Genomic DNA, 24,423 nt, shown 5'->3' on the forward strand with positions numbered 1-24,423 from the left:
CTGTCAGTGGTGCCCGTGCACGGCGCCGGTCGGCGCATCGTCCTGGATGCTCACCTCGACCGTCTGTTCGCCGGCCTTGTCGAACGTCAGGGTCACCGGGAAGCGCTCGCCGGCCTTGAGCGGCTGCTTGAGGCCGAACAGCATCAGGTGGTAGCCGCCGGGGGCGAACTCGACGCGTCCGCCGGCCGGAATCTCCACCGCCTCGACCTGCATCATGCGCATCACCTCGCCGACCTGCTTGTGCGTATGCAGCTCGGCGCGTTCGGCCCGCGGCGTCTGCGCGGACAGCAGCCGGTCAGCCTCGCTGCCCTGGTTCTGCAACTGGAAATACACCGCGCCGTTGGGCGCGCTGGGCGGCATCGCCCGCGACCAGGCCTGGCTGACGACCAGCGAAGCGTGCATGGCATGCGCATCGTGGGCGTGGTGTGGGTCGGCGGCGCTGGCGAACAGGCAGACCGCGCTAAGGGCGCTGGCGGTCAGAAGACGAAGCAGCATGAGGCACTCCCGGCTGTGGATTGGACGGGGCGCACCATAGCACGCGAGTGACCCGGGGGATTGACGTGCCGCAGCGCTTTGCACTGTGCGGCCATCTTGCCTCAGCCGGGCTGCACGTCCTCGTCGGGGTCGGCCACGCTCTGCTTGCCGTAGGGCGCGCCGGGCTTGAAGTCCTCCAGCTCGTCGGCGCAGGGCACCTGCGGCAGGTCGCCGGGCTTGTCCTGCAGCACCGGATCGGGCTGCGGCACGTCGGGGCGCGAATGGGTCATCTTCGGGTTCTCCTCTCGGGCGCGTCCCCGCAGTCTAGACCGGCGCTGCAGCAGCTGGCCTGCCGGCTGTCTACGCTGTGTCGGGTGGGGCCGCGGCGCGGCGGCCGGGGCTGAACTTTCGGCACCACGCCGGCTCGGAAGAGAGAGCCCGCACGACACCGTCGGAGGGCGCTCCAGCGGCCACCGGATCGCTCGCCGCAGCCGTGGCGAGGGGCCGGTGTGCCGTTTCTTCACGTCCCAGCGCTTCAGGAGTCCGTTCGATGACCGATGCCCAGCGTACCGCCGCGCTCCACCCCCGACTTGCCGAAGCCATGCGCATGCCGCGCATCGCCATCGAGTCCACCGAGCCGGTCGTGGACGACGGACGCTTCGCCGCCAAGGGCACCATCGGCCAGCAGGTCACGGTTACCAGCAAGATCTTCGCCGACGGTCACGACAAGCTCGCCGCCGCGGTGTGCTGGCGCGTCAGGGGCGAGCAAAGCTGGCGGCGGGCGCGCCTCAAGGCGCTGGTCAACGACAGCTGGGAAGGCCACTTCACGCCCACCCAGGTCGCGACCCACGAGTTTCTCATCGAGGCCTGGTGGGACGTTTTCGAGTCCTACCGCTACGAGCTGTCGAAGAAGCACGCCGCCGGCGTGCCGATCGCGGTCGAGCTGGAAGAGGGCCGAGGGCACCTGCAGCGCGCGGCGCAGCGCAGCCACGGCGAAATCCGCGCGACCCTCGACGACCTGCTGCATCGCCTGGACAGCGCCCATCTCGAGGACGAGCGCGTGTCCGTGCTGCTGGCCGAGGAAACCGCCGTGGCCATGGCCGTCGCCGACCCGCGCGAGCACTGCAGCCGCAGCCCGGTGTACCCACTGGAGGTCGAGCGCGTGCGCGCCCAGTTCGCCAGTTGGTATGAGCTGTTCCCGCGCTCGGTGACGGATGATCCCGCGCGCCACGGCACCTTGCGCGACGTGCACAAGCGCCTGCCGGCGATCCGCGACATGGGTTTCGACGTGCTCTATTTCACGCCGATCCACCCGATCGGGCGGCAGCACCGCAAGGGCCGCAACAACAGCCTGGAGGCCGGGCCGAACGATCCGGGCAGCCCCTATGCCATCGGCAGCGAGGAAGGCGGCCACGATGCGATCCACCCGCAGCTCGGCACCCTGGAGGACTTCCGCGAGTTGGTCCGCGCGGCCGCCGAGCACGGCCTGGAGATCGCCCTCGACTTCGCCATCCAGTGTTCGCAGGATCACCCCTGGCTGAAGGAGCACCCCGGCTGGTTCTCCTGGCGCCCGGACGGCACCATCAAGTACGCCGAGAACCCGCCGAAGAAATACCAGGACATCGTCAACGTCGACTTCTACGCCGAGGATGCCCTGCCGGACCTGTGGATCGCCCTGCGCGACGTGGTCTGGCACTGGGTCGAGCAGGGCGTGAAGATCTTCCGCGTCGACAACCCGCACACCAAGCCGTTGCCGTTCTGGGAGTGGCTGATCGCCGACATCCGCGAGCGCGACCCGAACGTGATGTTCCTCTCCGAGGCCTTCACCCGCCCGGCGATGATGGCGCGCCTGGGCAAGGTCGGCTTCAACCAGAGCTACACCTACTTCACCTGGCGCAACACCAAGGCCGAGCTGTCGGAGTACTTCACCCAGCTCAACGAGCCGCCGCTGCGCGACTGCTACCGGCCGAACTTCTTCGTCAACACGCCGGACATCAACCCGTTCTTCCTGCAGGAGTCCGGCCGCGCCGGCTTCCTCATCCGCGCCGCGCTGGCGACCATGGGCTCGGGGCTGTGGGGCATGTACTCGGGCTTCGAGCTGTGCGAGGCGGCGGCGATGCCCGGCAAGGAGGAATACCTGGACTCGGAGAAGTACGAGATCCGCCCGCGCGACTACCAGGCGCCGGGCAACATCGTCGCCGAAATCGCCCAGCTCAACCGCATCCGCCGGCAGAACCCGGCGTTGCAGACGCATCTGGGCTTCCAGCCCTACCTGTGCTGGAACGACAGCATCTTCTACTTCGGCAAGCGCACGGCGGACCGCTCCAATTTCATCCTGGTGGCCATCAGCCTCGACCCGCACAACGCCCAGGAGGCGCATTTCGAACTGCCGCTCTGGGAACTGGGCCTGCGCGACGATGCCCAGACCCAGGGCGAGGACCTGATGAACGGCCATCGCTGGACCTGGTACGGCAAGACCCAGTGGATGCGCATCGAGCCCTGGAAGATTCCCTTCGGCATCTGGCGGCTCACCGCCGAGCAGGTCGATCCCGACTTGAAGTGAATTCTGGAATACGGTCAGAAAATCAAATTAATCAGTCAGATGGCAAAGCTAGCTGAAGCATTTTGTAAGCTCGAAAACGAGCCCTGGCCAGCAGTGACAGCCACAAAAAGGAAGCCGAACATGGCGAAAGCGCGCAAACCCGCAGCCTTCATCAAGGACCCGCTCTGGTACAAGGACGCGGTGGTCTATCAGGTGCACCTGAAATCCTTCTTCGACTCCAACAACGATGGCGTCGGCGACTTCGCCGGGCTGATCGACAAGCTCGACTACATCGCCGACCTCGGCGTGAACACCATCTGGCTGCTGCCGTTCTATCCCTCGCCGCGGCGGGACGACGGCTATGACATCGCCGAGTACAAGAACGTCCACCCCGACTACGGCAGCCTGGCCGACGCCCGGCGCTTCATCGCCGAGGCGCACCGGCGCGGCCTGCGGGTGATCACCGAGCTGGTCATCAACCACACCTCCGACCAGCACCCCTGGTTCCAACGGGCGCGCAAGGCGAAGAAGGGCTCGGCGGCGCGCAATTTCTACGTCTGGTCGGACAGCGACGACAAGTATCCGGGCACGCGGATCATCTTCCTCGACACCGAGAAATCCAACTGGACCTGGGACCCGGTGGCCAAGCAGTACTTCTGGCATCGCTTCTACTCGCACCAGCCGGACCTCAACTTCGACAACCCGCAGGTGATGAAGGCGGTGATCGGGGTGATGCGCTACTGGCTGGACATGGGCATCGATGGCCTGCGCCTGGATGCGATTCCCTACCTCGTCGAGCGCGACGGCACCAACAACGAGAACCTGCCCGAGACCCACGTGGTGCTCAAGCAGATCCGCGCCGAGATCGACGCCAACTATCCCGACCGCATGCTGCTGGCCGAGGCCAACCAGTGGCCCGAGGACACCCAGCTGTACTTCGGCGGCGAGAATGGCGGCCCCGGCGACGAATGCCACATGGCCTTCCACTTCCCGCTGATGCCGCGCATGTACATGGCCATCGCCCAGGAGGATCGCTTCCCGATCACCGACATCCTGCGCCAGACGCCGGACATCCCCGACAACTGCCAGTGGGCGATCTTCCTGCGCAACCACGACGAGCTGACCCTGGAGATGGTCACCGACAAGGAGCGCGACTACCTCTGGAACTACTACGCCAGCGACAAGCGCGCACGCATCAACCTCGGCATCCGCCGGCGCCTGGCGCCGCTGCTCGAGCGCGACCGCCGGCGCATCGAGCTGCTCAACAGCCTGCTGCTGTCGATGCCCGGTACGCCGGTGATCTACTACGGCGACGAGATCGGCATGGGTGACAACATCTTTCTCGGCGACCGCGACGGCGTGCGCACGCCGATGCAGTGGTCGGTCGACCGCAACGGCGGCTTTTCCCGCGCCGACCCGCCGAGCCTGGTGCTGCCGCCGATCATGGACCCGCTCTACGGCTACCAGACGATCAACGTCGAGGCGCAGCAGCGCGACCCGCATTCGCTGCTCAACTGGACCCGGCGCATGCTCGCCATCCGCCGCCAGTTCAAGGCCTTCGGCCGCGGCACGCTGAAGATGCTGGCGCCGAGCAACCGGCGCATCCTGGCCTATCTGCGCGAGTTCACCGGGCCGGATGGGCAGACCGAGATCATCTTCTGCGTCGCCAACGTCTCGCGCTCGGCGCAGGCGGCGGAGCTGGAAATGTCGCAGTACGCCGGCATGGTGCCGGTGGAGATGCTCGGTGGCAGCGCCTTCCCGCCGATCGGCCAGTTGCCCTACCTGCTGACCCTGCCGCCCTACGGCTTCTACTGGTTCCAGCTGGCGCCCACCAACCAGATGCCCAGTTGGCACCAGGAACCGGTGGAGACCATGCCGGACTTCCGCACCCTGGTGCTCAAGCGCCTGGACTCGCTGGACAACACCTGCCGCAAGATCCTGGAGCACGATGCACTGCCGACCTACCTGCCCAAGCGGCGCTGGTTCGCCAGCAAGGACAGCGCCATCGACAGCGTGCACATCTGCTACGCGCTGCCGTTCGGCGATCCGCAGCACCCGCTGCTGCTCAGCGAGGTCGAGGTCAGCAGCAGCGGGCGGACCGATGTCTACCAGCTGCCGTTCGGCTACCTGCCCGAGGCCGAGTTCGGCACCGCGCTGCCGCAGCAGCTGGCAATGGCGCGGGTCCGCCGCGGCCCGCAGGTGGGGCTGTTGACCGATGCCTTCGCGCTGGACAAGTTCATCGTCGCGGTGGTGCAGGGCCTGCGTGAGCGGCTGGTGCTCGGCGCCGGCAGCGGCGAATTGCGCTTCGTGCCGATGCAGCAGCTCGAGGAGATCGAACTGCCGGCCGAGCTGGACGTGCGCTACCTCACCACCGAGCAGTCCAACAGCTCGGCGATCGTCTCCGGCCTGCTGATGATCAAGCTGCTGCGTCGCGTTTCGCCGGGCATCCACCCGGAGCTGGAGATGGGCGCCTTCCTCACCGAACGTGGCTTTGCCCACATCTCGGCGATGCTCGGCCAGGTCAGCCGCGTCGATGCCGACGGCACGCCGCATGCGCTGATGGTGGTGCAGCGCTACCTCGACAACCAGGGCGACGCCTGGGAGTGGACGATCAACACCCTCGACCGCGCGGTGCGCGACCAGCTGGCCGGCGGAGTGTCGCTGCACGAGAACCAGTACAGCGCGCTGGACGAGCTGGAAGCCTTCAACCGCCTGCTCGGCCAGCGCCTGGGCGAGATGCACATGATCCTTGCCGGGGCGACCGATAACCCCGACTTCGCCGCCGAGCCGGCTGGCGAGGGCGATGCGCAGGCGCTGGCCGCGTCGGTGCGCGAGCAACTGTTGCGCGCCTTGGCGCTGCTGGAGAGCAACCGTGCCAACCTCGAGCGCCGCGATGTGCTGCTGGTGGACCGGCTGCTTGGCCAGCGCGACGCGCTGCTCGCCGAGGTCGAGCGCCTGGCCGGGCTGGGTACCGGCGGCCTGCGCATCCGCGTGCATGGCGACCAGCACCTGGGCCAGGTGCTGGTGGTGCAGGGCGATGCGTACTTCATCGACTTCGAGGGTGAGCCGGCGCGCTCGCTCGAGCAGCGGCGCGGCAAGTACAGCCCGCACAAGGATGTCGCCGGGGTGCTGCGCTCGTTCGAATACGCCGCCGCCATGACCCTGCGCAACGCACAGATCAGCGACAGCTCGCCGGAAGCCGACCAGGCCCGGCAGAACATCGCCGGCAATTACCGGGCCAGCGCGCGCAAGGTGTTCCTCGAGGGCTATCGCCAAGCGGTAAGAGAGATACGCCATGCTTGGCGCGACGAACAGGGCGATGAGGCGACGCTGAGCCTGTTCACGCTGGAGAAGACAGCGTACGAAGTGGCCTACGAGGCCGAGAACCGGCCCGCCTGGCTGTCGGTGCCCCTGCAGGGCCTGGCCGCGCTGGCGCAACAGCTTTGCAGAGGAGAAACCAATGAGTGACCGTCCGGCCGTGACCCTGCCAGGAGAGAACCTGCTGCCCAGCGATGCCGAAGTGGATGCGCTGGTGCGCGCCGAGCACGGCAATCCATTCGCCATCCTCGGCCCGCATGCGGACGGCGATGGCCAGGTGATCCGCGCCTACCTGCCCAATGCGCTGGGCGTCGAGGTGCTCGACCGGGCCGGTACCAACGTCCTCGGCAGCATGGAGCAGGGCCAGGTGCCGGGGCTGTTCTTCCTCCGCCTGGCCAACCACCAGCCCTACCTGTTGCGCATCCGCTGGGCCGGCGGCGAGCAGCTCACCGAGGACCCTTACAGCTTCGGCCCGCAGCTTGGCGAGACGGATATCTACCTGTTCTCCGAGGGCAACCACCGCCAGCTCGGCCGGGTGTTCGGCTCGCAGGTGGTGGAGGTCGACGGCGTCCCGGGCGTGCGCTTCGCGGTCTGGGCGCCCAATGCGCGGCGCGTCTCGGTGGTCGGCAGCTTCAACGGCTGGGACGGCCGCCGCCACCCGATGCGCCTGCGCATTCCGTCTGGCGTCTGGGAACTGTTCATCCCGCGGCTGAAGCCGGGCGATGCCTACAAGTACGAGATCCTCGGCCCGCACGGCGTGCTGCCGCTCAAGGCCGACCCGGTGGCGCTGGCCACCGAACTGCCGCCCGGTACCGCCTCGCTGGTGGCGCGCCCGCTGGAGTACGACTGGCAGGACGGCAGCTGGCTGCAGCAGCGGGCGACGCGGCAGAAGGTCGACCAGCCGATGAGCATCTACGAGGTGCACGCCGGCTCCTGGCGGCGCGATGGTGGCGACGATGGCCGGCTCTACGACTGGCACGAGCTGGCCGAGCGGCTGATTCCCTACGTGGTGGAGATGGGCTTCACCCACATCGAGCTGATGCCGATCATGGAGCACCCCTTCGGCGGCTCCTGGGGCTACCAGCCGCTTTCGCAGTTCGCACCCAGCGCGCGCTACGGCACGCCGCACGACTTCGCCGCCTTCGTCGATGCCTGCCACAAGGCCGGGGTCGGCGTGATCCTCGACTGGGTGCCGGCGCATTTCCCCACCGACGCACACGGCCTGGGCGATTTCGACGGTACTTCGCTGTACGAGTACGACCACCCGTTCGAGGGCTTCCATCAGGACTGGGACACCTACATCTACAACCTCGGGCGCACCGAGGTGCACGGCTTCATGCTGGCCTCGGCGCTGCACTGGCTGCGCGAGTTCCACGTCGATGGCCTGCGCGTGGACGCGGTCGCCTCGATGCTCTACCGCGACTACTCGCGCAAGGAGGGCGAGTGGATTCCCAACCGCCACGGCGGCCGCGAGAACCTCGAGGCCATCGACTTCCTGCGTCATCTCAACGACGTGGTGGCGCTGGAGGCGCCCGGGGCCATGGTCATCGCCGAGGAGTCCACCGCCTTTCCCGGGGTCAGCAAGCCGACCGACCAGGGCGGGCTGGGGTTCTCCTACAAGTGGAACATGGGCTGGATGCACGACACCCTCAAGTACATCGAGCAAGACCCGGTGCACCGCCAGTACCACCACGACAAGATGACCTTCGGCATGATCTACGCCTACTCGGAGCACTTCGTGCTGCCGATCTCCCACGACGAGGTGGTGCACGGCAAGGGCTCGCTGATCGACAAGATGCCGGGCGACCGCTGGCAGAAGTTCGCCAACCTGCGCGCCTACCTGTCGTTCATGTGGACGCACCCGGGCAAGAAGCTGCTGTTCATGGGCAGCGAGTTCGGCCAGTGGCGCGAGTGGAGCCACGACCGCGAGCTGGACTGGTTCCTGCTGGACGAACCCGACCACCGTGGCGTGCAGCAGCTGCTGCGCGACCTCAACCAGCTGTACGCCCGGGAACCGGCGCTGTACGAGCTGGACGCCGACCCGCGTGGGTTCGAGTGGCTGATCGGCGACGACCGCGGCAACAGCGTGTTCGCCTGGCTGCGCCGCGATGCCGGCGGCCAGCCGCTGCTGGTGCTGTGCAACTTCACCCCGGTGGTGCGCGAGGGCTATCGGATCGGCGTGCCGCTGGAGACGCGCTGGGTCGAGGTGTTCAACAGCGACGCCGCCTGCTACGGCGGCTCCAACGTCGGCAATGGCGGCGGGATCGGCGCCGAGGCGATCGCCAGCCACGGCCAGGCGGTCTCGCTGAGCGTCACGTTGCCGCCGCTCGGGGTGCTTATCTTCCGTCCGCAGTCCTGAGGCACGCCGGCTGGCCGCGCAGCAACGCGCGGGCCAGCCACGGGCCGCGGCGCAGCAGCGCGCTATGCACCTGGACGAGGTCGGCGCCGGCCGCCAGCCGCGCCTGCAGGTGCCCGGCGTGCTGGATGCCGCCCACCGACAGCAGCGCCAGTGCGGGGCCGCAGGTCGCCCGCAGCTCGGCCAGCTGCGCGCAGGTGGCATCCTGCAGCGCCGCCTGCTGCCAGCGCCGATAGCGTTCGCGGGTCGCCGGCGGCCCGGGGTCGTGGGCAGCGAGCAGGCCGTCGAAGCCCAGGTCGCGCAGGCGTACCGCCATGTCCACGGGCGTGCGGCCCGGCAGGCAGCGCAGCTTGGCCAACAGCGGCACCCGGCGCGTGCTGCCCTGCTGCAAGCGCTCGAGTTCCCGGCGCAGCGCCGCCAGGGTCGCCTGCAGCCGCGGCGGGTCGGCTGCCAGCGCCGCAGTTTGCGGGCTCATCAGGTTGAGCATCAGGTAGTCGGCCTGTTGCCAGGCGCCGATCAGGCCCCGGCAGAGCGCGTCGGTGCTGGCCGTCGCCGGCAGGGCGAGATTGAGCCCGAGCAGCGCCGCGCCGGCGCGCGGGCGCAGCGGCGGCAGGGCGGCCAGGTCGAAGGTGCCCAGCTCGTTGAAGCCGAAGCCCAGTCGCGCGGCTGCGCCTCCCAGCCGGCCGACGCGGTCGAAGCCCGCGGCGATGCCCAGCGGTGAGGGGAGGACCAGCCCCATCGCCCGCACCGGTAGGGCCTCGGCCGGCCTGGCGAGATGGGCCAGCAGGCAGCTCGCCTCGAGCGCTGCGCGCTGCAGCAGCCGCTTGCCGCTCGGGGCGCGCTCAGCCATGGCGGCTTTCGAACTCGCGCATGAAGTCGACCAGGCGTTCCACGCCCTCGAGCGGCATGGCGTTGTACAGGCTGGCCCGCACGCCGCCCAGCGCACTGTGGCCTTGCAGGTGGTGCAGGCCGTGGGCTTCGGCCTGGCCGAAGAACACCGCCGACAGCGGCCGGTCGCGCAGTTCGAAGCAGACGTTCACCGCCGAGCGCTGGTCGGGCCGGACGGCGCAACGGTAGAGCGCGCTGGCGTCGATGCAGTCGTACAGCAGGCGACTGCGTTGCCGGCACAGCGCGGCCATGGCCGTCACGCCGCCACGTTCGGCGACCCAGCGCAGCATCCGGTTGGCGCAGTACAGCGCGAGCGTCGGCGGGGTGTTGAAGCGGCTGTTCTGCTCGGCCAGCACCGCGTAGCTGAAGGCGCTCGGCAGGCCGGGACGAGGCGGGCGCAGCAGTTCGCGGCGGATGATCACCAGGCACAGGCCGGCCACGCCGAGGTTCTTCTGGGTGCTGGCGTAGATCGCGCCGAAGCGCTCGACGGCCAGCGGCCGGGTGAGCAGGTCCGAGGTCATGTCCGCCACCAGCGGTACCGGCAGCTGCGGGAAGTCCTGCATCTGCAGGCCGTTGCCGGTCTCGTTGCTGGTGAGGTGGCAGTAGCCGGCATCGGCCGGCACTTGCCAGTCGGCCGGGGCCGGTACCGATGTGTAGCCTGTGGCCGCGCCGCTGGCCGCGCAGCGCACCGGCGCATGGCGGCAGGCTTCGACGAAGGCCTTGCGCGCCCAGTGGCCGGTTTCCACGTAGGCCGCGCCTTGCCCGGCCGCCAGCAGGTTCAGCGGCAGCAGGGCGAACTGTGCCGAGGCGCCGCCCTGCATGAACAGCACGGCGTAGTCGTCGGGTATGCCCAGCAGGTTGCGCAGCAGCGCTTCGGTTTCCTCCATCAGCCCGCGAAAGCCCGCCCCGGTGAACGGCTGCTCGAGCAGCGGCACGCCGCCGGCCGCTGCGTGGCCCAGTTGCTCAGCGAGCTGCCGGCGCACTTCGGCCGGCAGCATCGCCGGGCCGGCAGCGAAGTTGTAGGCCTCAGAGCAGGTGCAGGCCATGGCTGCCGACCGCCATCAGGAAAAGCAGGGGAATGGACAGGATGGTGTTGCTGCGCGAGGAGAGGAAGGTGATCCGCGAGCAGCGCACGCGCTCCTCCAGGGTCGCGGGGACGAAGCCGAGCAGCTTCTTCTGGTGCGGCCAGAGCACCAGCCACAGGTTGAGCAGCATTGCCGTGCCGATCCAGGCGCCCAGGCCGATGGCCGCCAGCGGGCCTTCGAGCAGCAGGGCGCCGGGCAGCCAGCCGCGCTGCCAGAGCATCAGCATCCCCGAGGCCCAGACCACCAGCGAGGCGTAGCGGAAGATGCCGTGCTCGCGTTTCATCCGCGCCTCCAGGTCGCGGTTCAGGGTGGCGACGTCGATGCCGTTCTGCAGCGGTACGAAGCGTGGGTTCTGCACGAAGTTGGCGTAGTTGTGACCGACCCAGACCAGCGCGAACAGCAGGTGCGCATAGCGGGCCAGAAGGTCGAGCAGCGGTAGTTGCATGGCGCCTCCTAGACCAGTACGCGCAGCAGCAGGTAGCAGCCGAGCGTCAGCGCGAGGCCGGCGCTGACGGTGCCGGCGAAGGAGTCATGGGGCAGTTTCAAGGTCCACCCCCTGGCTGGCGTGCCGTGCGATCAGCGTGCCTTGCGGCCGCGTGGCGTCCTGCGCCAGCTCGACGGCCTGGCGGATCAGCTGATGATGCGGCGAGCGGCTGCAGGCCGGGTCGGTGTTGGCGCCGTTGCCGGTCAGCAGCAGGGCCTGGCAGCGGCAGCCGCCGAAGTCCTTTTCCTTCTCGTCACAGCTGCGGCAGGGCTCGGGCATCCAGGCGTCGCCGCGGTAGAGGTTGAATACCGGCGAGTCGTGCCAGATCTGTTCCAGGCGCTGCTGGCGCACGTTGGGGAAGGCCAGGTCCTTGAAGTTGCTGGCCTGGGAGCAGGGCAGCACGTCGCCGTTCGGCGCGATGGTCACGTGGATCGCGCCCCAGCCGTTCATGCAGGCCTTGGGCCGGCCCTCGTAGTAGTCGGGGATCACGAAGAAGATGGTCAGCTGCTCGCCGTAGCGCTCGCGCGCCTCGCGGACCTGCGCCTCGGCACGCTGCAGTTCCTCGCGGGTCGGCATCAGCTGGTCGCGGTTGAGCAGTGCCCAGTTGTAGTACTGCACGTTGGCCAGCTCGACGTACTCGATGCCCAGTTCGACGGCGAATTCGATGATGTGCGGCACCTGGGCGATGTTCTGCCGGGTGATCGGCACGTTGAGCACCATGGGAAAGTCCAGCGACTTGATCAGCCGCGCCATGCGCAGCTTGCGCTCCCAGGCGTCGACGCCGGCCAGCTGGCGCGCGACATTGCGGTCGGTGGACTGGAAGCCGAGCTGGATGTGGCGCAGCCCGGCGTCCTTCAGCGCGCGCAGGCGGGCTTCGGTCAGGCCGATGCCCGAGGTGATCAGGTTGGTGTAGTAGCCCATGCGGTCGGCCTCGGCGACCAGCGTCTCGAGGTCCTTGCGCAGCGTCGGCTCGCCGCCGGAGAAGCCGATCTGCATGGCACCCATGGCGCGCGCCTGGGCCATCACGTCGATCCACTCGGCGGTGTCCAGCTCGTGCGGGCGGTAGTCGGCGAAGTTGCGCGGGTTGCTGCAGAACACGCATTGCAGCGGGCACTGGTAGGTCAGCTCCAGCAGCACCCAGATCGGGTTGCCACTGCCATCAAGCCTTGGCGCGGATCCAGCCTTTGCCATGGGATACCTCCAGGAATTTCAGGACGCCGTCGCGAACGGTCGCGGGATCGGCTGCGTCATAGCTGCGGCTGAGCTGTTCGATCAGCTCGGCGACCGTGGTGCGGCCGTCGCAGCGCTTGAGAATCTCGCCGCCGGTGGCGTTGAGCTTGACGATGCCCTCGGGGTAGAGCAGCACGTGGGCCTGCTGCGAGTCTTCCCAGCGAAACAGGAAGGGCGGGCGGATCTCGTAACAGCTGGTCGGCGACAGGGTTGTTGTTGTCATGGCCGGTTCCTCATCTGGCCGGCGCATCGGCGGCGGGGCACCGATGCGCCGGAAGGGCTCAGCGCACGTAGACGTACGCGGTGACTTCGAAGCCCAGGCGCAGGTCGCAGAACTCCGGATCGATCCACTGCATGGCAATTTTCCTCTAGCGGTTTCAGGGGTGTGTCGCGGTGTCGCGCTTTGAAACTAAGCCGGGGAAAAAGCCGCCTCTAATACGACTTTGGGGTCGGTTTGATCCGCTGTTGGTCGTGGTTTTTCGCGGCGGCGGGAATATTTGCCGGACGCGGTGCCGGGCTTGTCCATGGTCAAGGTCGATGCGTCTCAGCGGCCTAAGATGCCCGGTTTTTTTCGCGCTTTTGTCGGCATTTCGCGTCATCTGGCCGGACCGGGCGGACCTTGGCATCTACTACCAAATGAGGAACCCATCGCTGCCATGGGTGCATACCTGGCCCTCCGTGGCGCTGCCTAAGATCGGTCCATGCCCTGTGCCGGCTGGCGCAGGCTCCACAAGCAGAAGAAAGAGAGGCCGCATCCATGATCTACGCACAACCCGGTACGCCAGGCGCCGTCATTTCCTTCAAGCCGCGTTACGGCAACTACATCGGCGGTGAGTTCGTCCCGCCGGTCAAGGGCGAGTATTTCGTCAACACCTCGCCGGTCAACGGTGAAGTCATCGCCGAATTCCCGCGCTCGGGTGCCGAGGACATCGAGAAGGCGCTGGATGCCGCGCATGCCGCCGCCGATGCCTGGGGCCGCACCTCGGTGCAGGATCGCGCTAACATCCTGCTGAAGATCGCCGACCGCATCGAAGCCAACCTGGAACAGCTGGCCATCGCCGAGACCTGGGACAACGGCAAGGCCGTGCGCGAGACCCTCAACGCCGACGTGCCGCTGGCGGCCGACCACTTCCGCTACTTCGCCGGCTGCATCCGCGCGCAGGAAGGTTCGAGCGCCGAGATCAACGAACACACCGCCGCCTACCATTTCCACGAGCCGCTGGGCGTGGTCGGGCAGATCATCCCGTGGAACTTCCCGCTGCTGATGGCCGCCTGGAAGCTGGCCCCGGCACTGGCCGCCGGCAACTGCATCGTGCTCAAGCCGGCCGAGCAGACCCCGCTGTCGATCATGGTGCTGGCCGAGATCGTCGGCGACCTGCTGCCGGCCGGCGTGCTGAACATCGTCCAGGGCTTCGGCCGCGAGGCCGGCCAGGCGCTGGCCACCAGCACCCGCATCGCCAAGATCGCCTTCACCGGCTCGACCCCGGTGGGCTCGCACATCATGCGTTGCGCTGCCGAGAACATCATTCCGAGCACCGTGGAACTGGGCGGCAAGAGCCCGAACATCTTCTTCGAAGACATCATGAATGCCGAGCCGGCCTTCATCGAGAAGGCCGCCGAAGGCCTGGTGCTGGCCTTCTTCAACCAGGGCGAGGTGTGCACCTGCCCGTCGCGTGCGCTGATCCAGGAGTCGATCTTCGAGCCCTTCATGGAAGTGGTGATGAAGAAGGTCAAGGCGATCAAGCGTGGCAACCCGCTGGATACCGAGACCATGGTCGGCGCCCAGGCCAGCCAGCAGCAGTTCGACAAGATTCTCTCCTACATGGAGATCGCCCAGCAGGAAGGCGCGCAGATCCTCACCGGCGGTGCCGCCGAGAAGCTCGAGGGCGGGCTGGCCTCCGGCTACTACGTGCAGCCGACCCTGATCAAGGGCCACAACAGGATGCGCGTGTTCCAGGAAGAGATCTTCGGCCCGGTGGTCGGCGTCGCGACCTTCAAGGACGAAGCCGAGGCACTGGCGATCGCCAACGACACCGAGTTCGGCCTGGGCGCTGGCGTCTGGACCCGCGACATCAACCGTGCCTACCGCATGGGCCGCGGCATCAAGGCCGGTCGCGTGTGGACCAACTGCTACCACCTGTACCCGGCGCACGCCGCCTTCGGTGGCTACAAGAAGTCCGGCGTCGGCCGCGAAACCCACAAGATGATGCTCGACCACTACCAGCAGACCAAGAACCTGCTGGTCAGCTACGACATCAACCCGCTGGGCTTCTTCTGATCTGAACGGCCCCGGCGCGTCCGCTCCAGCGCGCCGGTCTTTGCAAGGCACCAACAGGTGCAAGGCTGCCGCAGGCCTCCCTCCCGTGCACCCGGCAGCCTTATTGCGACGCGGCTTCGGCCGCGTTCTTTTTTGCCCGGTCATCGTCCGCGGCGAACTCGCAGTCTCCCTCGCGCCTCTGAAGCTGCATGTGCAACTGCAGGAGAGCGGCGCATGCCCCGCCTATTCGACACCTTCCAACTCAAGCACCTGACCCTGCGCAACCGCGCCGTGGTCGCACCCATGACCCGCGTCAGCGCCGAGCCGGACGGCCTGGCCAACGAACTGATGCGCGACTATTACCAGTCCTTCGCCGAGGGCGGCTTCGCCCTGCTGATCAGCGAAGGCACCTACACCGACACCGAGTACAGCCAGGGCTACTTCAACCAGCCCGGCCTGGCCACCGAGCGGCAGCGCGACAGCTGGAAGCCGGTGGTCGAGGCCGTGCATGCCGCTGGCGCGGCATTTATCGCCCAGCTCATGCACGGCGGTGCGCAGACCCAGGGCAACGCCCACCATGCCCGGCACGTCGCGCCCTCGGCCGTGCAGCCCGGCGGCCAGCAACTGGCCTTCTATGGTGGCGAGGGGCCCTATGCCACGCCGGCGGAAATGAACGAGGAGGAGATCGGCCAGGCTGTCGACGGCTTCGTCCGTTCGGCCCTGCATGCCCGCGAGGCGGGGTTCGATGGGGTGGAGCTGCACGCGGCCAATGGCTACCTGCTGCACGAGTTCCTCAGTGCCGAGTTCAACCAGCGCAGCGACCGCTGGGGCGGCGACTTCAAGGCCCGTCTGGCGCTGCCGCTGGCGGTGCTGCGCGCGGTGCGCCAGGCGCTGGGCGAGGATTTCATCGTCGGCATGCGGCTGTCCCAGGGCATGGTGACCAACGGCCGGCTGAAGTGGGATGGCGGCGTGGAGGAGGCCAAGATCCGCTTCGCCACGTTGGCCAACGCCGGGCTGGACTACCTGCACGTCACCGAGTTCGACATCACCCAGCCGGCCTTCGGCGAAGGGCCGAGCCTGGCGGCGATCGCCCGCGCTAGCGTGCCGATCCCGCTGATCGGCAACGGCGGCATCCGTACCGGTGAGCAGGCCGAGACGCTGCTCGAGCACCGCGCCATGGACCTGGTGGCGATCGGCAAGGCGGCGCTGGCCAACCACGACTGGCCGCGGCGCATCCAGGCCGGCGCCGGGCTGGCCGAGTTCGACCAGGCGATGTTCCAGCCCATGGCCACGCTGACCAACGAGCTGGCCTGGCGCAATGCCAATGATCGCCCGGCCAGCCTGCGCCAATAGCATGTGCTTGACTGTGCAATGCACCGGAGGCATGCAGCCGGCCCTACCAAGGCAGGCTGCGGTCTCCTTCCAAAGTACCATTCTGCTCATGCCGAACCGGGTGCTTAATGAGGTTGCCGGAATCGTCCGGCATACAAGAAGAGGATCGACCCCATGTGGACCAAACCCGCCTTCACCGACCTGCGCATTGGCTTCGAAGTGACCATGTATTTCGCCAATCGTTGATTGTTCATGCCCCGGCCATGCCGGGGCTTCGTCTTTCTGGAGCTGCCCTATGCTCGTAAGGATCCTGGGTTCCGCCGCGGGCGGCGGCTTCCCTCAGTGGAACTGCAACTGCGCCAACTGCGCAGGGGTACGCAATGGCGGCCTGCGCGCGGCGCCGCGCACCCAGTCGTCGATCGCCATCAGTGACGACGGCAGCAACTGGATACTCTGCAACGCTTCGCCGGATATCCGCACGCAGCTCGAATCCTTCCCGGCGCTGCAACCGGCACGCCGGCCGCGCGATACGGCGATCGGCGCGATCATCCTGCTCGACAGCCAGATCGACCACACTACCGGGCTGCTGACCCTGCGCGAGGGTTGCCCGCACGAGGTCTGGTGCACCGAGATGGTCCACCAGGACCTGACGACCGGCTTCCCGCTGTTCAACATGCTCGCGCACTGGAACGGCGGCCTGCGCTGGAACCCCATCGCCCTGGAGGGCAGCTTCTCCATCGACTGCTGTCCCGGCCTGCTGATTTCGCCGATACCGCTGCGCAGCTCCGCGCCGCCGTATTCGCCGCATCGCAACGATCCGCACCCGGGCGACAACATCGGCCTGCTGATCGAGGATCGGCGCACCGGCGGCAAGCTGTTCTACGCACCGGGCCTGGGCCAGGTGAGCGACAGCCTGCTCCAGACCATGCACGGCGCCGACTGCCTGCTGGTCGACGGCACCCTCTGGCGTGACGACGAGATGCGCGTGCGCGAGGTTGGCGACAAGCTCGGCAGCGAGATGGGCCACCTGCCGCAGAGCGGCCCGGGCGGCATGATCGAGGTGCTCGACGGCGTGCCGGGCAAGCGCAAGGTCCTCATCCACATCAACAACACCAACCCGATCCTCGACGAGGACTCGGTCGAGCGCGCGATCCTCGACGAGCATGGTATCGAGGTCGCCTACGACGGCATGAACATCGAGCTGTAGACCGCAGGCGTGGTGCGCACGGCGCACCCTACGCCGGGCCCATCGCCGGCGCCCTGTGCGCACCGGCGCGAAGCAGAACAACAACGCGCCGCCCCATCGCGGCCAGCCAGCAAGGAGTCAGCATGAGCCAGAGCGCCATGAGCCCCGCCGAATTCGAACAGGCGCTGCGCGCCAAGGGTGAGTACTACCACATCCATCACCCGTTCCACCGGGCCATGTATGCCGGCCAGGCGACCCGCGAGCAGATCCAGGGCTGGGTGGCCAACCGTTTCTACTACCAGGTGTGCATCCCGGTGAAGGACGCGGCGATCATGGCCAACTGCCCGGACCGCGACACCCGCCGCGAGTGGATCCAGCGCATCATCGACCACGATGGCCGGCCGGGCGAGGAAGGTGGCATCGAGGCCTGGCTGCGCCTGGCCGAGGCCGTGGGGCTGGACCGCGAGCAGGTGCTGTCGCAGGAGCTGGTGCTGCCGGGCGTGCGCTTCGCGGTGGACGCCTACGTCAACTTCGCCCGTCGCGCCAGCTGGCAGGAGGCGGCCAGCAGCTCGCTGACCGAGCTGTTCGCGCCGACCATCCACCAGTCGCGCCTGGATGCCTGGCCGCAGCACTATCCCTGGATCGACCCGACCGGCTACGACTACTTCCGCAAGCGCCTGAAGGAGGCGCGGCGCGACGTCGAGCACGGCCTGCGCATCACCCTGGAGCACTACCGTACCCGCGAGGCCCAGGAGCGCATGCTGGAGATCCTGCAGTTCAAGCTCGATGTGCTCTGGAGCATGCTCGACGCCATGAGCATGGCCTACGAACTGGATCGCCCGCCGTACCACACCGTGACCCGCGAGCGGGTCTGGCACAAGGGCATTGCGCTGTGAGCCGCAAGCCCCTGGTGCGCACTGCGCATCCTGTGCAGGTTTCGGGCTGGACCGCAGGGTGCGCCGCGCGCACCATGGCCTCTGGAGCATATCCGGTGCGCACGGCGCACCCAGCGGAGGTTCGTCCATGAGCGATGCAATGTTGAACAAGGTGCCGGCGCTGCGTCGTGGCTACCGTTTCCAGTTCGAGCCGGCCCAGGACTGCCACGTGCTGCTCTATCCCGAGGGCATGATCAAGCTCAACGAGAGCGCCTCGGCGGTGCTCGGCCTGGTCGACGGGGCGCGCACCACGGGCGCGATCGTCGCCGAGCTGCAGGCGCGTTTCCCCGAGGCCGAGGGAATCGAGGAAGACATCCTGGGTTTTCTGGAGGTGGCGCTTGAACGCTTCTGGATCGAGCTTCGCTAAGCCGGGGGTTAGCGTCGGCCCGCCGATGTGGCTGTTGGCCGAGCTGACCTACCGCTGCCCGCTGCAGTGCCCCTACTGCTCCAACCCGCTGGACTTCGCCGCGCACCAGGAGGAGCTCGACACCCAGCAGTGGATCGAGGTGTTCCGCCAGGCGCGCGCACTCGGTGCCGCGCAGCTGGGCTTTTCCGGCGGCGAACCGCTGGTGCGCCAGGATCTGGCCGAGCTGATCCGCGCGGCGCGCGAGCTGGGCTACTACACCAACCTGATCACCTCCGGCATCGGCCTGACCGAAGAGAAGATCGCCAGCTTCGCCGAGGCCGGGCTGGACCATATCCAGATCAGCTTCCAGGCCGCCGACGAGGAGGTGAACAACCTGCTCGCCGGCTCGAAGAAGGCCTTCTCCCAGAAGCTGGAAATGGCGCGGGCGGTCAAGCGCCACGGCTACCCGATGGTGCTCAACTTCGTCACCCATCGGCACAACATCGACAATATCGACAACATCATCCGCTTGTGCCTGGAGCTCGAGGCCGACTTCGTCGAACTCGCCACCTGCCAGTTCTACGGCTGGGCGCAGCTCAACCGCGCGGGCCTGCTGCCGAGCAAGGAGCAACTGGTGCGCGCCGAGCGCATCACCAACGAGTGGCGTGAGCGCCTGGCGGCCGAAAAGCATCCCTGCAAACTGATCTTCGTGACCCCTGACTACTACGAGGAGCGGCCCAAGGCCTGCATGAATGGCTGGGGCAACCTGTTCCTCGACATCACCCCCGACGGCACCGCCTTGCCCTGCCACAGCGCGCGGCAGCTGCCGGTGAAGTTCCCCAACGTGCGCGAGCACAGCATCGAGCACATCTGGTACCACTCCTTCGGCTTCAACCGTTACCGCGGCGACGACTGGATGCCCGAGCCCTGCCGCAGCTGCGACGAGAAGGCGCGCGACTTCGGCGGCTGCCGCTGCCAGGCCTACATGCTCACCGGCGATGCGGCCAATGCCGACCCGGTGTGCAGCAAGTCGGCGCAGCATGAGCTGATCCTCGCCGCTCGGCGCGAGGCCGAACAGGCGCCGCAACCGCTGCAGTCGCTCACCTGGCGCAATCCGCAGGCTTCGCAGCTGATCTGCAAGGGCTGACGGTGGTCCAGGCAGAACAGCCTTTCGGTGACTGGCCGAGCGACTGGAGCGCCGCACAGGCGGCCGCCGCCAGCCGTGATTTCGCCGAGCTGCGTGCCGGCCATGGCGGGCTCTACTGGATCGAATTCCGCCCCGAAGAGGCCCGCTGCGCGCTCTGGTTCTGGCGCGAGGGCACGGCCGAGTGCATCACGCCGGCCGGTTTCTCGGTGCGCAGCCGGGTCTACGAGTACGGCGGCGGGGCCTTCTGCCTGCTGCCGCCTGGGGTGGCCTTCGTCAACGAGGCGGACCAGCAGATCTGGTTGCAGTGCGGGGCGGCCGCGCCGCAACGCCTGACCGACGAGGCCTCGCGGCGATATGGCGACCTGCAGTTCGACCCGCTCGGGCAGGCGATCCTGGCGATAGAGGAGAGCCATGGCGAGGACCGGGTCGAGCACCGCCTGGTCGCCATCGAGTTGCAGACGGGCGCGCGCCAGGTGCTCGCCGAGGGCGACGATTTCTATGCCGCGCCGGCCCTGAGTCCCGACGGGCAGTCGCTCGCCTGGGTGCAGTGGAGCCGTCCGGCGCAACCCTGGACGCACAGCCGCCTGTACCTGGCCCGGCGTAGCGGCGACGGCTGGCAGGCGCCGTGTTGCCTGGCCGGCGCCGACCGCATCGAGTCGATCCAGCAGCCACGCTTCTCGCCGGAGGGCCAGCTCAGTTGGCTCAGCGACCGTGCCGGCTGGTGGCAGCCCTGGCGCGAGGATGGCCTGGGCGGTACGGAGCTGCAGTGCGCTGCGCCCTACGACCATGCCCCGGCGCCCTGGCAGCTCGGCACCTTCAGCTACCTGCCGCTTGGCGGCCACGGCCTGTTGCTCAGCCGTCAGGTGGACGGCTTCGGCCAGCTGCTGGCAGTCGACCGGGCAGGGCAGGCGCAGCGCCTGGCCGGGGACTTCAGTCGCTGCCGGCAACTGGATGCCGATACCCGGCACTTCTACTGCATCGCCGGTGCGCCTGATCGGCTGCCGGCGATCCTCGCCATCGAGCGGCAGGGCGGCGCGCTGCGCATCCTCGCCGGTGGCGAGCGCCCATTTCCGGCCGACGAGCTGTCGTCGCCCGAGCCGCTGGCTTTCGCCACGGGGCAGGGCGAAACGGCGCATGCCTTCTTCTATCCGCCGCGCAACCGTCGTGTTCGCGGCCCGGCCGGACGCTTGCCGCCGCTGGTGGTCTTCGTCCACGGCGGGCCGACCTCGGCCTGCTACCCGGTGTTCGACCCGCGCATCCAGTTCTGGACCCAACGCGGCTTCGCCGTGGCCGACCTCAACTACCGCGGCAGCACCGGTTTCGGTCGCGCCTACCGCCAGCGGCTGCACGAGCAGTGGGGCAGGCTCGACGTCGAGGATGCCTGCGCGCTGGTCGAGACACTGGCGACGGCCGGCCGGGTGGCGCCCGGGCAGGCCTTCATCCGTGGCTCCAGTGCCGGCGGCTACACGGCCCTTGCCGCCTTGGTCGGCAGCACGCGCTTTCGCGCCGGGGCCAGCCTCTACGGGGTTAGCGATCCAGCGGCGCTGCGGCGGGGGACTCACAAGTTCGAGGCCGACTACCTGGACTGGCTCATCGGTGATCCGCAGCAGGTGCCCGAACGCTATGCCGAGCGCTCGCCGCTGCAGCAGGCCGGGCGCATCGCCAGCCCGGTGATCTTCTTTCAGGGCGGGCTCGATGCGGTGGTCCTGCCGCAACAGACCGAGGCCATGGTCGCCGCGTTGCGCGAGCGCGGGATCGCGGTCGAATATCGGCGCTACCCCGGCGAGCGCCATGGCTTTCGCGAGGCGGGCAACCTCGCCGATGCGCTGGCATGCGAGTGGTGCTTCTACCTGCACTGGCTGGCCTGACCGCTCGCCGTTCGGAGCATTGCATTAACCCGGCAATCCAGTAGGCTTTGCGCCATTGTTACAAAAAATAAAAAAGAGGCCGTGGTGATGAGCCCCAATATCAGCCTGCAGCGCAAGTTCGTTTCCCCCGAGATCGTCTTTGGCGCCGGTTGCCGCCATAGCGTCGGCACCTGCGCGGCCAACTTCGGTGCGCGCAAGGTCTTGCTGGTGACCGATCCGGGCGTGCAGGCGGCCGGCTGGGTCGATGATGTCCAGGCCAGCCTGGAGCGCGCCGGTATCGAGCACTGCCTGTTCGCCGAGGTATCGCCGAATCCGCGTTGCGAGGAGGTAATGCTGGGCGCCGAGCTCTACCGCAGCGCAGGCTGCAACGCGATCGTCGCGGTCGGCGGGGGCAGCCCCATGGATTGCGCCAAGGGCATCGGCATCGTCGTTGCCCACGGGCGGCACATCAGCGAGTTCGAAGGCGTCGACATGCTGCGCGTGCCGAGCCCGCCGATCATCCTGATCCCCACCACTGCCGGGACCTCGGCGGATGTCTCGCAGTTCGTCATCATCTCCAACCAGCAGGAGCAGATGAAATTCTCCATCGTCAGCAAGGCGGCGGTGCCTGACGTCTCGCTGATCGACCCCGAGACGACCCTGAGCATGTCGCCGTTCCTCTCGGCCTGTACCGGGATCGACGCGCTGGTGCATGCCATCGAGGCGTTCGTTTCCACCGGCCACGGCCCGTTGACCGACCCCCACGCGCTGGAGGCCATGCGGCTGATCGGTGGCAACCTGACGCGAATGATCGCCAATCCGGCGGACATCCACCTGCGCGAGCAGGTGATGCTCGGCAGCATGCAGGCGGGGCTGGCGTTCTCCAACGCGATCCTTGGCGCGGTGCATGCCATGTCCCACAGCCTGGGCGGCTACCTCGACCTGCCGCACGGCCTGTGCAACGCGGTACTGGTCGAGCACGTGGTGGCGTTCAACTACGAGAGCGCGCCCGAGCGCTTCAAGGTGGTGGCCGAGACGCTGGGCATCGATACCCGCGGCTTGACGCAGCGCGAGATCCGCGCGCGCCTGGTGAACCACCTCATCGAGTTCAAGCGGGCAGTGGGCTTTACCGAGAGCCTGTCGCTGCACGGCGTGCATCTCTCGGACATCCCGTTCCTCTCGCAGCACGCGATGCGCGATCCGTGCATCCTCACCAACCCGCGTTCGTCGACCCAGCGTGACGTCGAGGTCGTCTATGCCGAAGCCCTCTGACGGCCAGCACGACGCGCTGGCCCAGTTGCTGGGCTTTGGCAGTCATTCGGCCCGCAAGAGCCACTACCCCGAGCTGCTGGCGCGCCTGGAGGAGCTCGAGGCCGAGCGCAATCGCTACAAGTGGCTGTTCGAGCATGCCGTGCACGGCGTGTTCCAGGCCAACCTGCAGGAAGGCATCCGCGCGGCGAACCCGGCGCTGGCGCGCATGCTCGGCTACGAGAACACCCAGCAGGCGCTGCTCGGGCTCACCGACCTGGCCCACCACCTGTTCGTCGGCGGCGAGGCGGAGCTGCGGCGGATTCGCCAGACGCTGAACACCCAGCGCGGCCTGCTCGGCTACGAGACCCGCCTGCGGCGCCGCGATGGCAGCGCCATCGACGTGGTGATGAACCTGCTGCTCAAGCCGGACGAGGGCGGGCTGGTGGAGGGCTTCGTCGCCGACATCACCGAGCGCAAGCTGGCCCAGCGGCGCCTGGTGGAGCTCAACGAGCAGCTCGAGCAGCGGGTAGCCGAGCGGACCTGCGAGCTGCGCCAGGCGCGCGACGCGGCCGAGGCGGCCAATCGCAGCAAGGACAAGTACCTGGCCGCCGCCAGCCATGACCTGCTGCAACCGCTCAACGCCGCCCGGCTGCTGATCTCCACCCTGCGCGAACGCCGGTTGCCGCAAGCCGAGCAGCTGCTGGTCGAACGGGCACACCAGGCGCTGGAAGGCGCCGAGGACCTGCTCACCGACCTGCTGGACATTTCCAAGCTGGACCAGGCGGCGATCAAGCCGGACATCGACGCCTATCGCCTCGACGAGCTGCTGCGGCCGCTGGCCTCGGAGTTCCAGACCGTCGCCGAGGCCGAGGGCCTGCAGATGCGCTGCTTCGCGCCGGCCTATGCGGTGTACAGCGATTTCCGCCTGCTCACGCGCATCCTGCGCAACTTCCTCAGCAACGCCTGCCGCTACACCGATCGCGGCGCGGTGCTGCTCGGTGCCCGCCGGCGCGGCGATTGCATCCGCATCGAGGTCTGGGACAGCGGTCGCGGCATCGCCGCCGACCAGCTCGGCGCGATCTTCCAGGAGTTCAACCAGCTCGGCGTGCAACGCGCGGCCGAGCGCAAGGGCGTCGGCCTGGGCCTGGCGATCGTCGATCGCATCGCCAGCATGCTGGACTACCAGGTCCAGGTGCGTTCGCAACCGGGCCGTGGCTCGGTATTCAGCATCGACGTGCCCATGGCACCGCTGCCCAACCAGCCGCAGGGCATCGCCGCCTCCGGCGGCCTGCCGCCGTTCGGCGACCCGCTGCCGGGCTGCCGGCTGCTGGTGCTGGACAACGAAGCGAGCATCTTGCACAGCATGGCAGCGCTGCTCGACCAGTGGGGGTGCAGCGTGGTGACGGCGGCCGACCTGGGCGAGGCGCTCGAAGCGCTCGGCGACGAGCCGCCGGCGGTGATCCTGGCCGACTACCACCTGGATCACGACGTCACCGGCTGGGAGGTCGCGCAGGCGCTGCGCGGGCATTTCGGCCGCAGCATCCCGGTGGTGATGATCACCGCCGACCGCAGCGACGAATGCCGCAAGGCGTTGCAGGGCCTGGGCGTGCCGGTGCTGAACAAGCCGGTCAAGGCCGGCAAGATGCGCTCGGTGCTCGCGCACCTGCTCAGCGAAGGGCGGCCGTGCGCCTGAACCGACGGAACCCGGCAGGCGCTGGATTGGCCTACCGTTTTCTCAGGGCGGC

21 protein-coding genes are annotated in these 24,423 nt (G+C 68.1%); 13 read left to right on the top strand and 8 right to left on the bottom strand.

What is annotated here, in order from left to right:
* Positions 1 to 3 precede the first annotated feature (3 nt).
* Both L3N39_RS09970 and L3N39_RS09975 read right to left on the bottom strand, forming a co-directional pair.
* The gene (locus L3N39_RS09970; protein WP_237257178.1) at positions 4 to 495 is read right to left on the bottom strand and encodes a copper chaperone PCu(A)C; all 492 of its coding nucleotides are present in this window, start codon (positions 493 to 495) and stop codon (positions 4 to 6) included.
* Between the two features lie 101 nt (positions 496 to 596).
* On the bottom strand, positions 597 to 764 hold the full coding sequence (locus tag L3N39_RS09975; RefSeq protein WP_237257179.1) for a hypothetical protein: 168 nt from the start codon (positions 762 to 764) through the stop codon (positions 597 to 599).
* 260 nt (positions 765 to 1,024) lie between these two features.
* Between L3N39_RS09975 and L3N39_RS09980 the strand changes: the two genes are divergently transcribed.
* The 3 genes from L3N39_RS09980 to glgB all read left to right on the top strand — a co-directional run bounded on the left by L3N39_RS09980 (position 1,025) and on the right by glgB (position 8,693).
* Positions 1,025 to 3,037: an alpha-1,4-glucan--maltose-1-phosphate maltosyltransferase gene (locus L3N39_RS09980; RefSeq protein WP_237257180.1), complete on the top strand. Its 2,013-nt coding sequence runs from the start codon at positions 1,025 to 1,027 to the stop codon at positions 3,035 to 3,037.
* Positions 3,038 to 3,157: 120 nt separating this feature from the next.
* Positions 3,158 to 6,484 carry a maltose alpha-D-glucosyltransferase gene (gene treS, locus L3N39_RS09985; RefSeq protein ID WP_237257181.1) on the top strand — a complete coding sequence of 1,109 codons (3,327 nt, stop codon included), beginning with the start codon at positions 3,158 to 3,160 and terminating at the stop codon, positions 6,482 to 6,484.
* On the top strand, positions 6,477 to 8,693 hold the full coding sequence (glgB, locus tag L3N39_RS09990) for a 1,4-alpha-glucan branching protein GlgB (protein ID WP_237257182.1): 2,217 nt from the start codon (positions 6,477 to 6,479) through the stop codon (positions 8,691 to 8,693). Before treS ends, glgB begins: the two co-directional genes overlap by 8 nt.
* Here glgB and L3N39_RS09995 read toward each other — a convergent pair.
* The 6 genes from L3N39_RS09995 to pqqA (L3N39_RS19010) all read right to left on the bottom strand — a co-directional run bounded on the left by L3N39_RS09995 (position 8,671) and on the right by pqqA (L3N39_RS19010) (position 12,733).
* Positions 8,671 to 9,540 (bottom strand): dihydroorotate dehydrogenase, encoded by an 870-nt coding sequence (locus L3N39_RS09995; protein ID WP_237257183.1) that lies wholly within the window; start codon positions 9,538 to 9,540, stop codon positions 8,671 to 8,673. The two genes, glgB and L3N39_RS09995, sit on opposite strands and share 23 nt — an antisense overlap.
* Positions 9,533 to 10,624 carry a 3-phosphoserine/phosphohydroxythreonine transaminase gene (serC, locus tag L3N39_RS10000; protein ID WP_237257184.1) on the bottom strand — a complete coding sequence of 364 codons (1,092 nt, stop codon included), beginning with the start codon at positions 10,622 to 10,624 and terminating at the stop codon, positions 9,533 to 9,535. Before serC ends, L3N39_RS09995 begins: the two co-directional genes overlap by 8 nt.
* The gene (locus L3N39_RS10005) at positions 10,605 to 11,108 is read right to left on the bottom strand and encodes a urate hydroxylase PuuD (protein WP_237257185.1); all 504 of its coding nucleotides are present in this window, start codon (positions 11,106 to 11,108) and stop codon (positions 10,605 to 10,607) included. The genes serC and L3N39_RS10005 overlap by 20 nt, the downstream gene beginning before the upstream one ends.
* 84 nt (positions 11,109 to 11,192) lie before the next feature.
* Positions 11,193 to 12,338 carry a pyrroloquinoline quinone biosynthesis protein PqqE gene (gene pqqE, locus L3N39_RS10010; RefSeq protein WP_237257186.1) on the bottom strand — a complete coding sequence of 382 codons (1,146 nt, stop codon included), beginning with the start codon at positions 12,336 to 12,338 and terminating at the stop codon, positions 11,193 to 11,195.
* Positions 12,307 to 12,600 (bottom strand): pyrroloquinoline quinone biosynthesis peptide chaperone PqqD, encoded by a 294-nt coding sequence (gene pqqD, locus L3N39_RS10015; protein ID WP_237257187.1) that lies wholly within the window; start codon positions 12,598 to 12,600, stop codon positions 12,307 to 12,309. Before pqqD (L3N39_RS10015) ends, pqqE (L3N39_RS10010) begins: the two co-directional genes overlap by 32 nt.
* Before the next feature lie 58 nt (positions 12,601 to 12,658).
* The gene (pqqA, locus tag L3N39_RS19010; protein WP_074519857.1) at positions 12,659 to 12,733 is read right to left on the bottom strand and encodes a pyrroloquinoline quinone precursor peptide PqqA; all 75 of its coding nucleotides are present in this window, start codon (positions 12,731 to 12,733) and stop codon (positions 12,659 to 12,661) included.
* Positions 12,734 to 13,134: 401 nt separating this feature from the next.
* Here pqqA (L3N39_RS19010) and exaC point away from each other — a divergent pair, with 401 nt between their 5' ends.
* From exaC to L3N39_RS10065, 10 genes are all read left to right on the top strand, one after another.
* Positions 13,135 to 14,655: an acetaldehyde dehydrogenase ExaC gene (gene exaC, locus L3N39_RS10020; protein WP_237257188.1), complete on the top strand. Its 1,521-nt coding sequence runs from the start codon at positions 13,135 to 13,137 to the stop codon at positions 14,653 to 14,655.
* A 213-nt stretch (positions 14,656 to 14,868) separates the two neighbouring features.
* Positions 14,869 to 15,987 carry an oxidoreductase gene (locus tag L3N39_RS10025; RefSeq protein ID WP_237257189.1) on the top strand — a complete coding sequence of 373 codons (1,119 nt, stop codon included), beginning with the start codon at positions 14,869 to 14,871 and terminating at the stop codon, positions 15,985 to 15,987.
* A gap of 153 nt (positions 15,988 to 16,140) precedes the next feature.
* Complete coding sequence (gene pqqA / locus L3N39_RS10030; RefSeq protein ID WP_003253598.1) at positions 16,141 to 16,212, top strand: pyrroloquinoline quinone precursor peptide PqqA; 72 nt, start codon at positions 16,141 to 16,143, stop codon at positions 16,210 to 16,212.
* Between the two features lie 49 nt (positions 16,213 to 16,261).
* The gene (gene pqqB, locus L3N39_RS10035) at positions 16,262 to 17,173 is read left to right on the top strand and encodes a pyrroloquinoline quinone biosynthesis protein PqqB (protein WP_237257190.1); all 912 of its coding nucleotides are present in this window, start codon (positions 16,262 to 16,264) and stop codon (positions 17,171 to 17,173) included.
* A gap of 122 nt (positions 17,174 to 17,295) precedes the next feature.
* Positions 17,296 to 18,048 (top strand): pyrroloquinoline-quinone synthase PqqC, encoded by a 753-nt coding sequence (gene pqqC, locus L3N39_RS10040; RefSeq protein WP_237257191.1) that lies wholly within the window; start codon positions 17,296 to 17,298, stop codon positions 18,046 to 18,048.
* Between the two features lie 127 nt (positions 18,049 to 18,175).
* Positions 18,176 to 18,454 (top strand): pyrroloquinoline quinone biosynthesis peptide chaperone PqqD, encoded by a 279-nt coding sequence (gene pqqD / locus L3N39_RS10045; RefSeq protein ID WP_237257192.1) that lies wholly within the window; start codon positions 18,176 to 18,178, stop codon positions 18,452 to 18,454.
* Positions 18,426 to 19,580: a pyrroloquinoline quinone biosynthesis protein PqqE gene (pqqE, locus tag L3N39_RS10050; RefSeq protein ID WP_237257193.1), complete on the top strand. Its 1,155-nt coding sequence runs from the start codon at positions 18,426 to 18,428 to the stop codon at positions 19,578 to 19,580. Before pqqD (L3N39_RS10045) ends, pqqE (L3N39_RS10050) begins: the two co-directional genes overlap by 29 nt.
* 2 nt (positions 19,581 to 19,582) lie before the next feature.
* Complete coding sequence (locus tag L3N39_RS10055; RefSeq protein WP_237257194.1) at positions 19,583 to 21,448, top strand: S9 family peptidase; 1,866 nt, start codon at positions 19,583 to 19,585, stop codon at positions 21,446 to 21,448.
* Between the two features lie 87 nt (positions 21,449 to 21,535).
* A complete protein-coding gene (ercA, locus tag L3N39_RS10060; protein ID WP_237257195.1) occupies positions 21,536 to 22,699 on the top strand; it encodes an alcohol dehydrogenase-like regulatory protein ErcA in 1,164 nt (387 codons plus the stop codon).
* Positions 22,683 to 24,371 (top strand): PAS domain-containing hybrid sensor histidine kinase/response regulator, encoded by a 1,689-nt coding sequence (locus L3N39_RS10065; protein ID WP_237257196.1) that lies wholly within the window; start codon positions 22,683 to 22,685, stop codon positions 24,369 to 24,371. The genes ercA and L3N39_RS10065 overlap by 17 nt, the downstream gene beginning before the upstream one ends.
* Positions 24,372 to 24,423: the final 52 nt, after the last annotated feature.

Origin of the sequence: Pseudomonas oligotrophica, assembly GCF_021726475.1 — a bacterium.
Lineage (GTDB): Bacteria > Pseudomonadota > Gammaproteobacteria > Pseudomonadales > Pseudomonadaceae > Stutzerimonas > Stutzerimonas oligotrophica.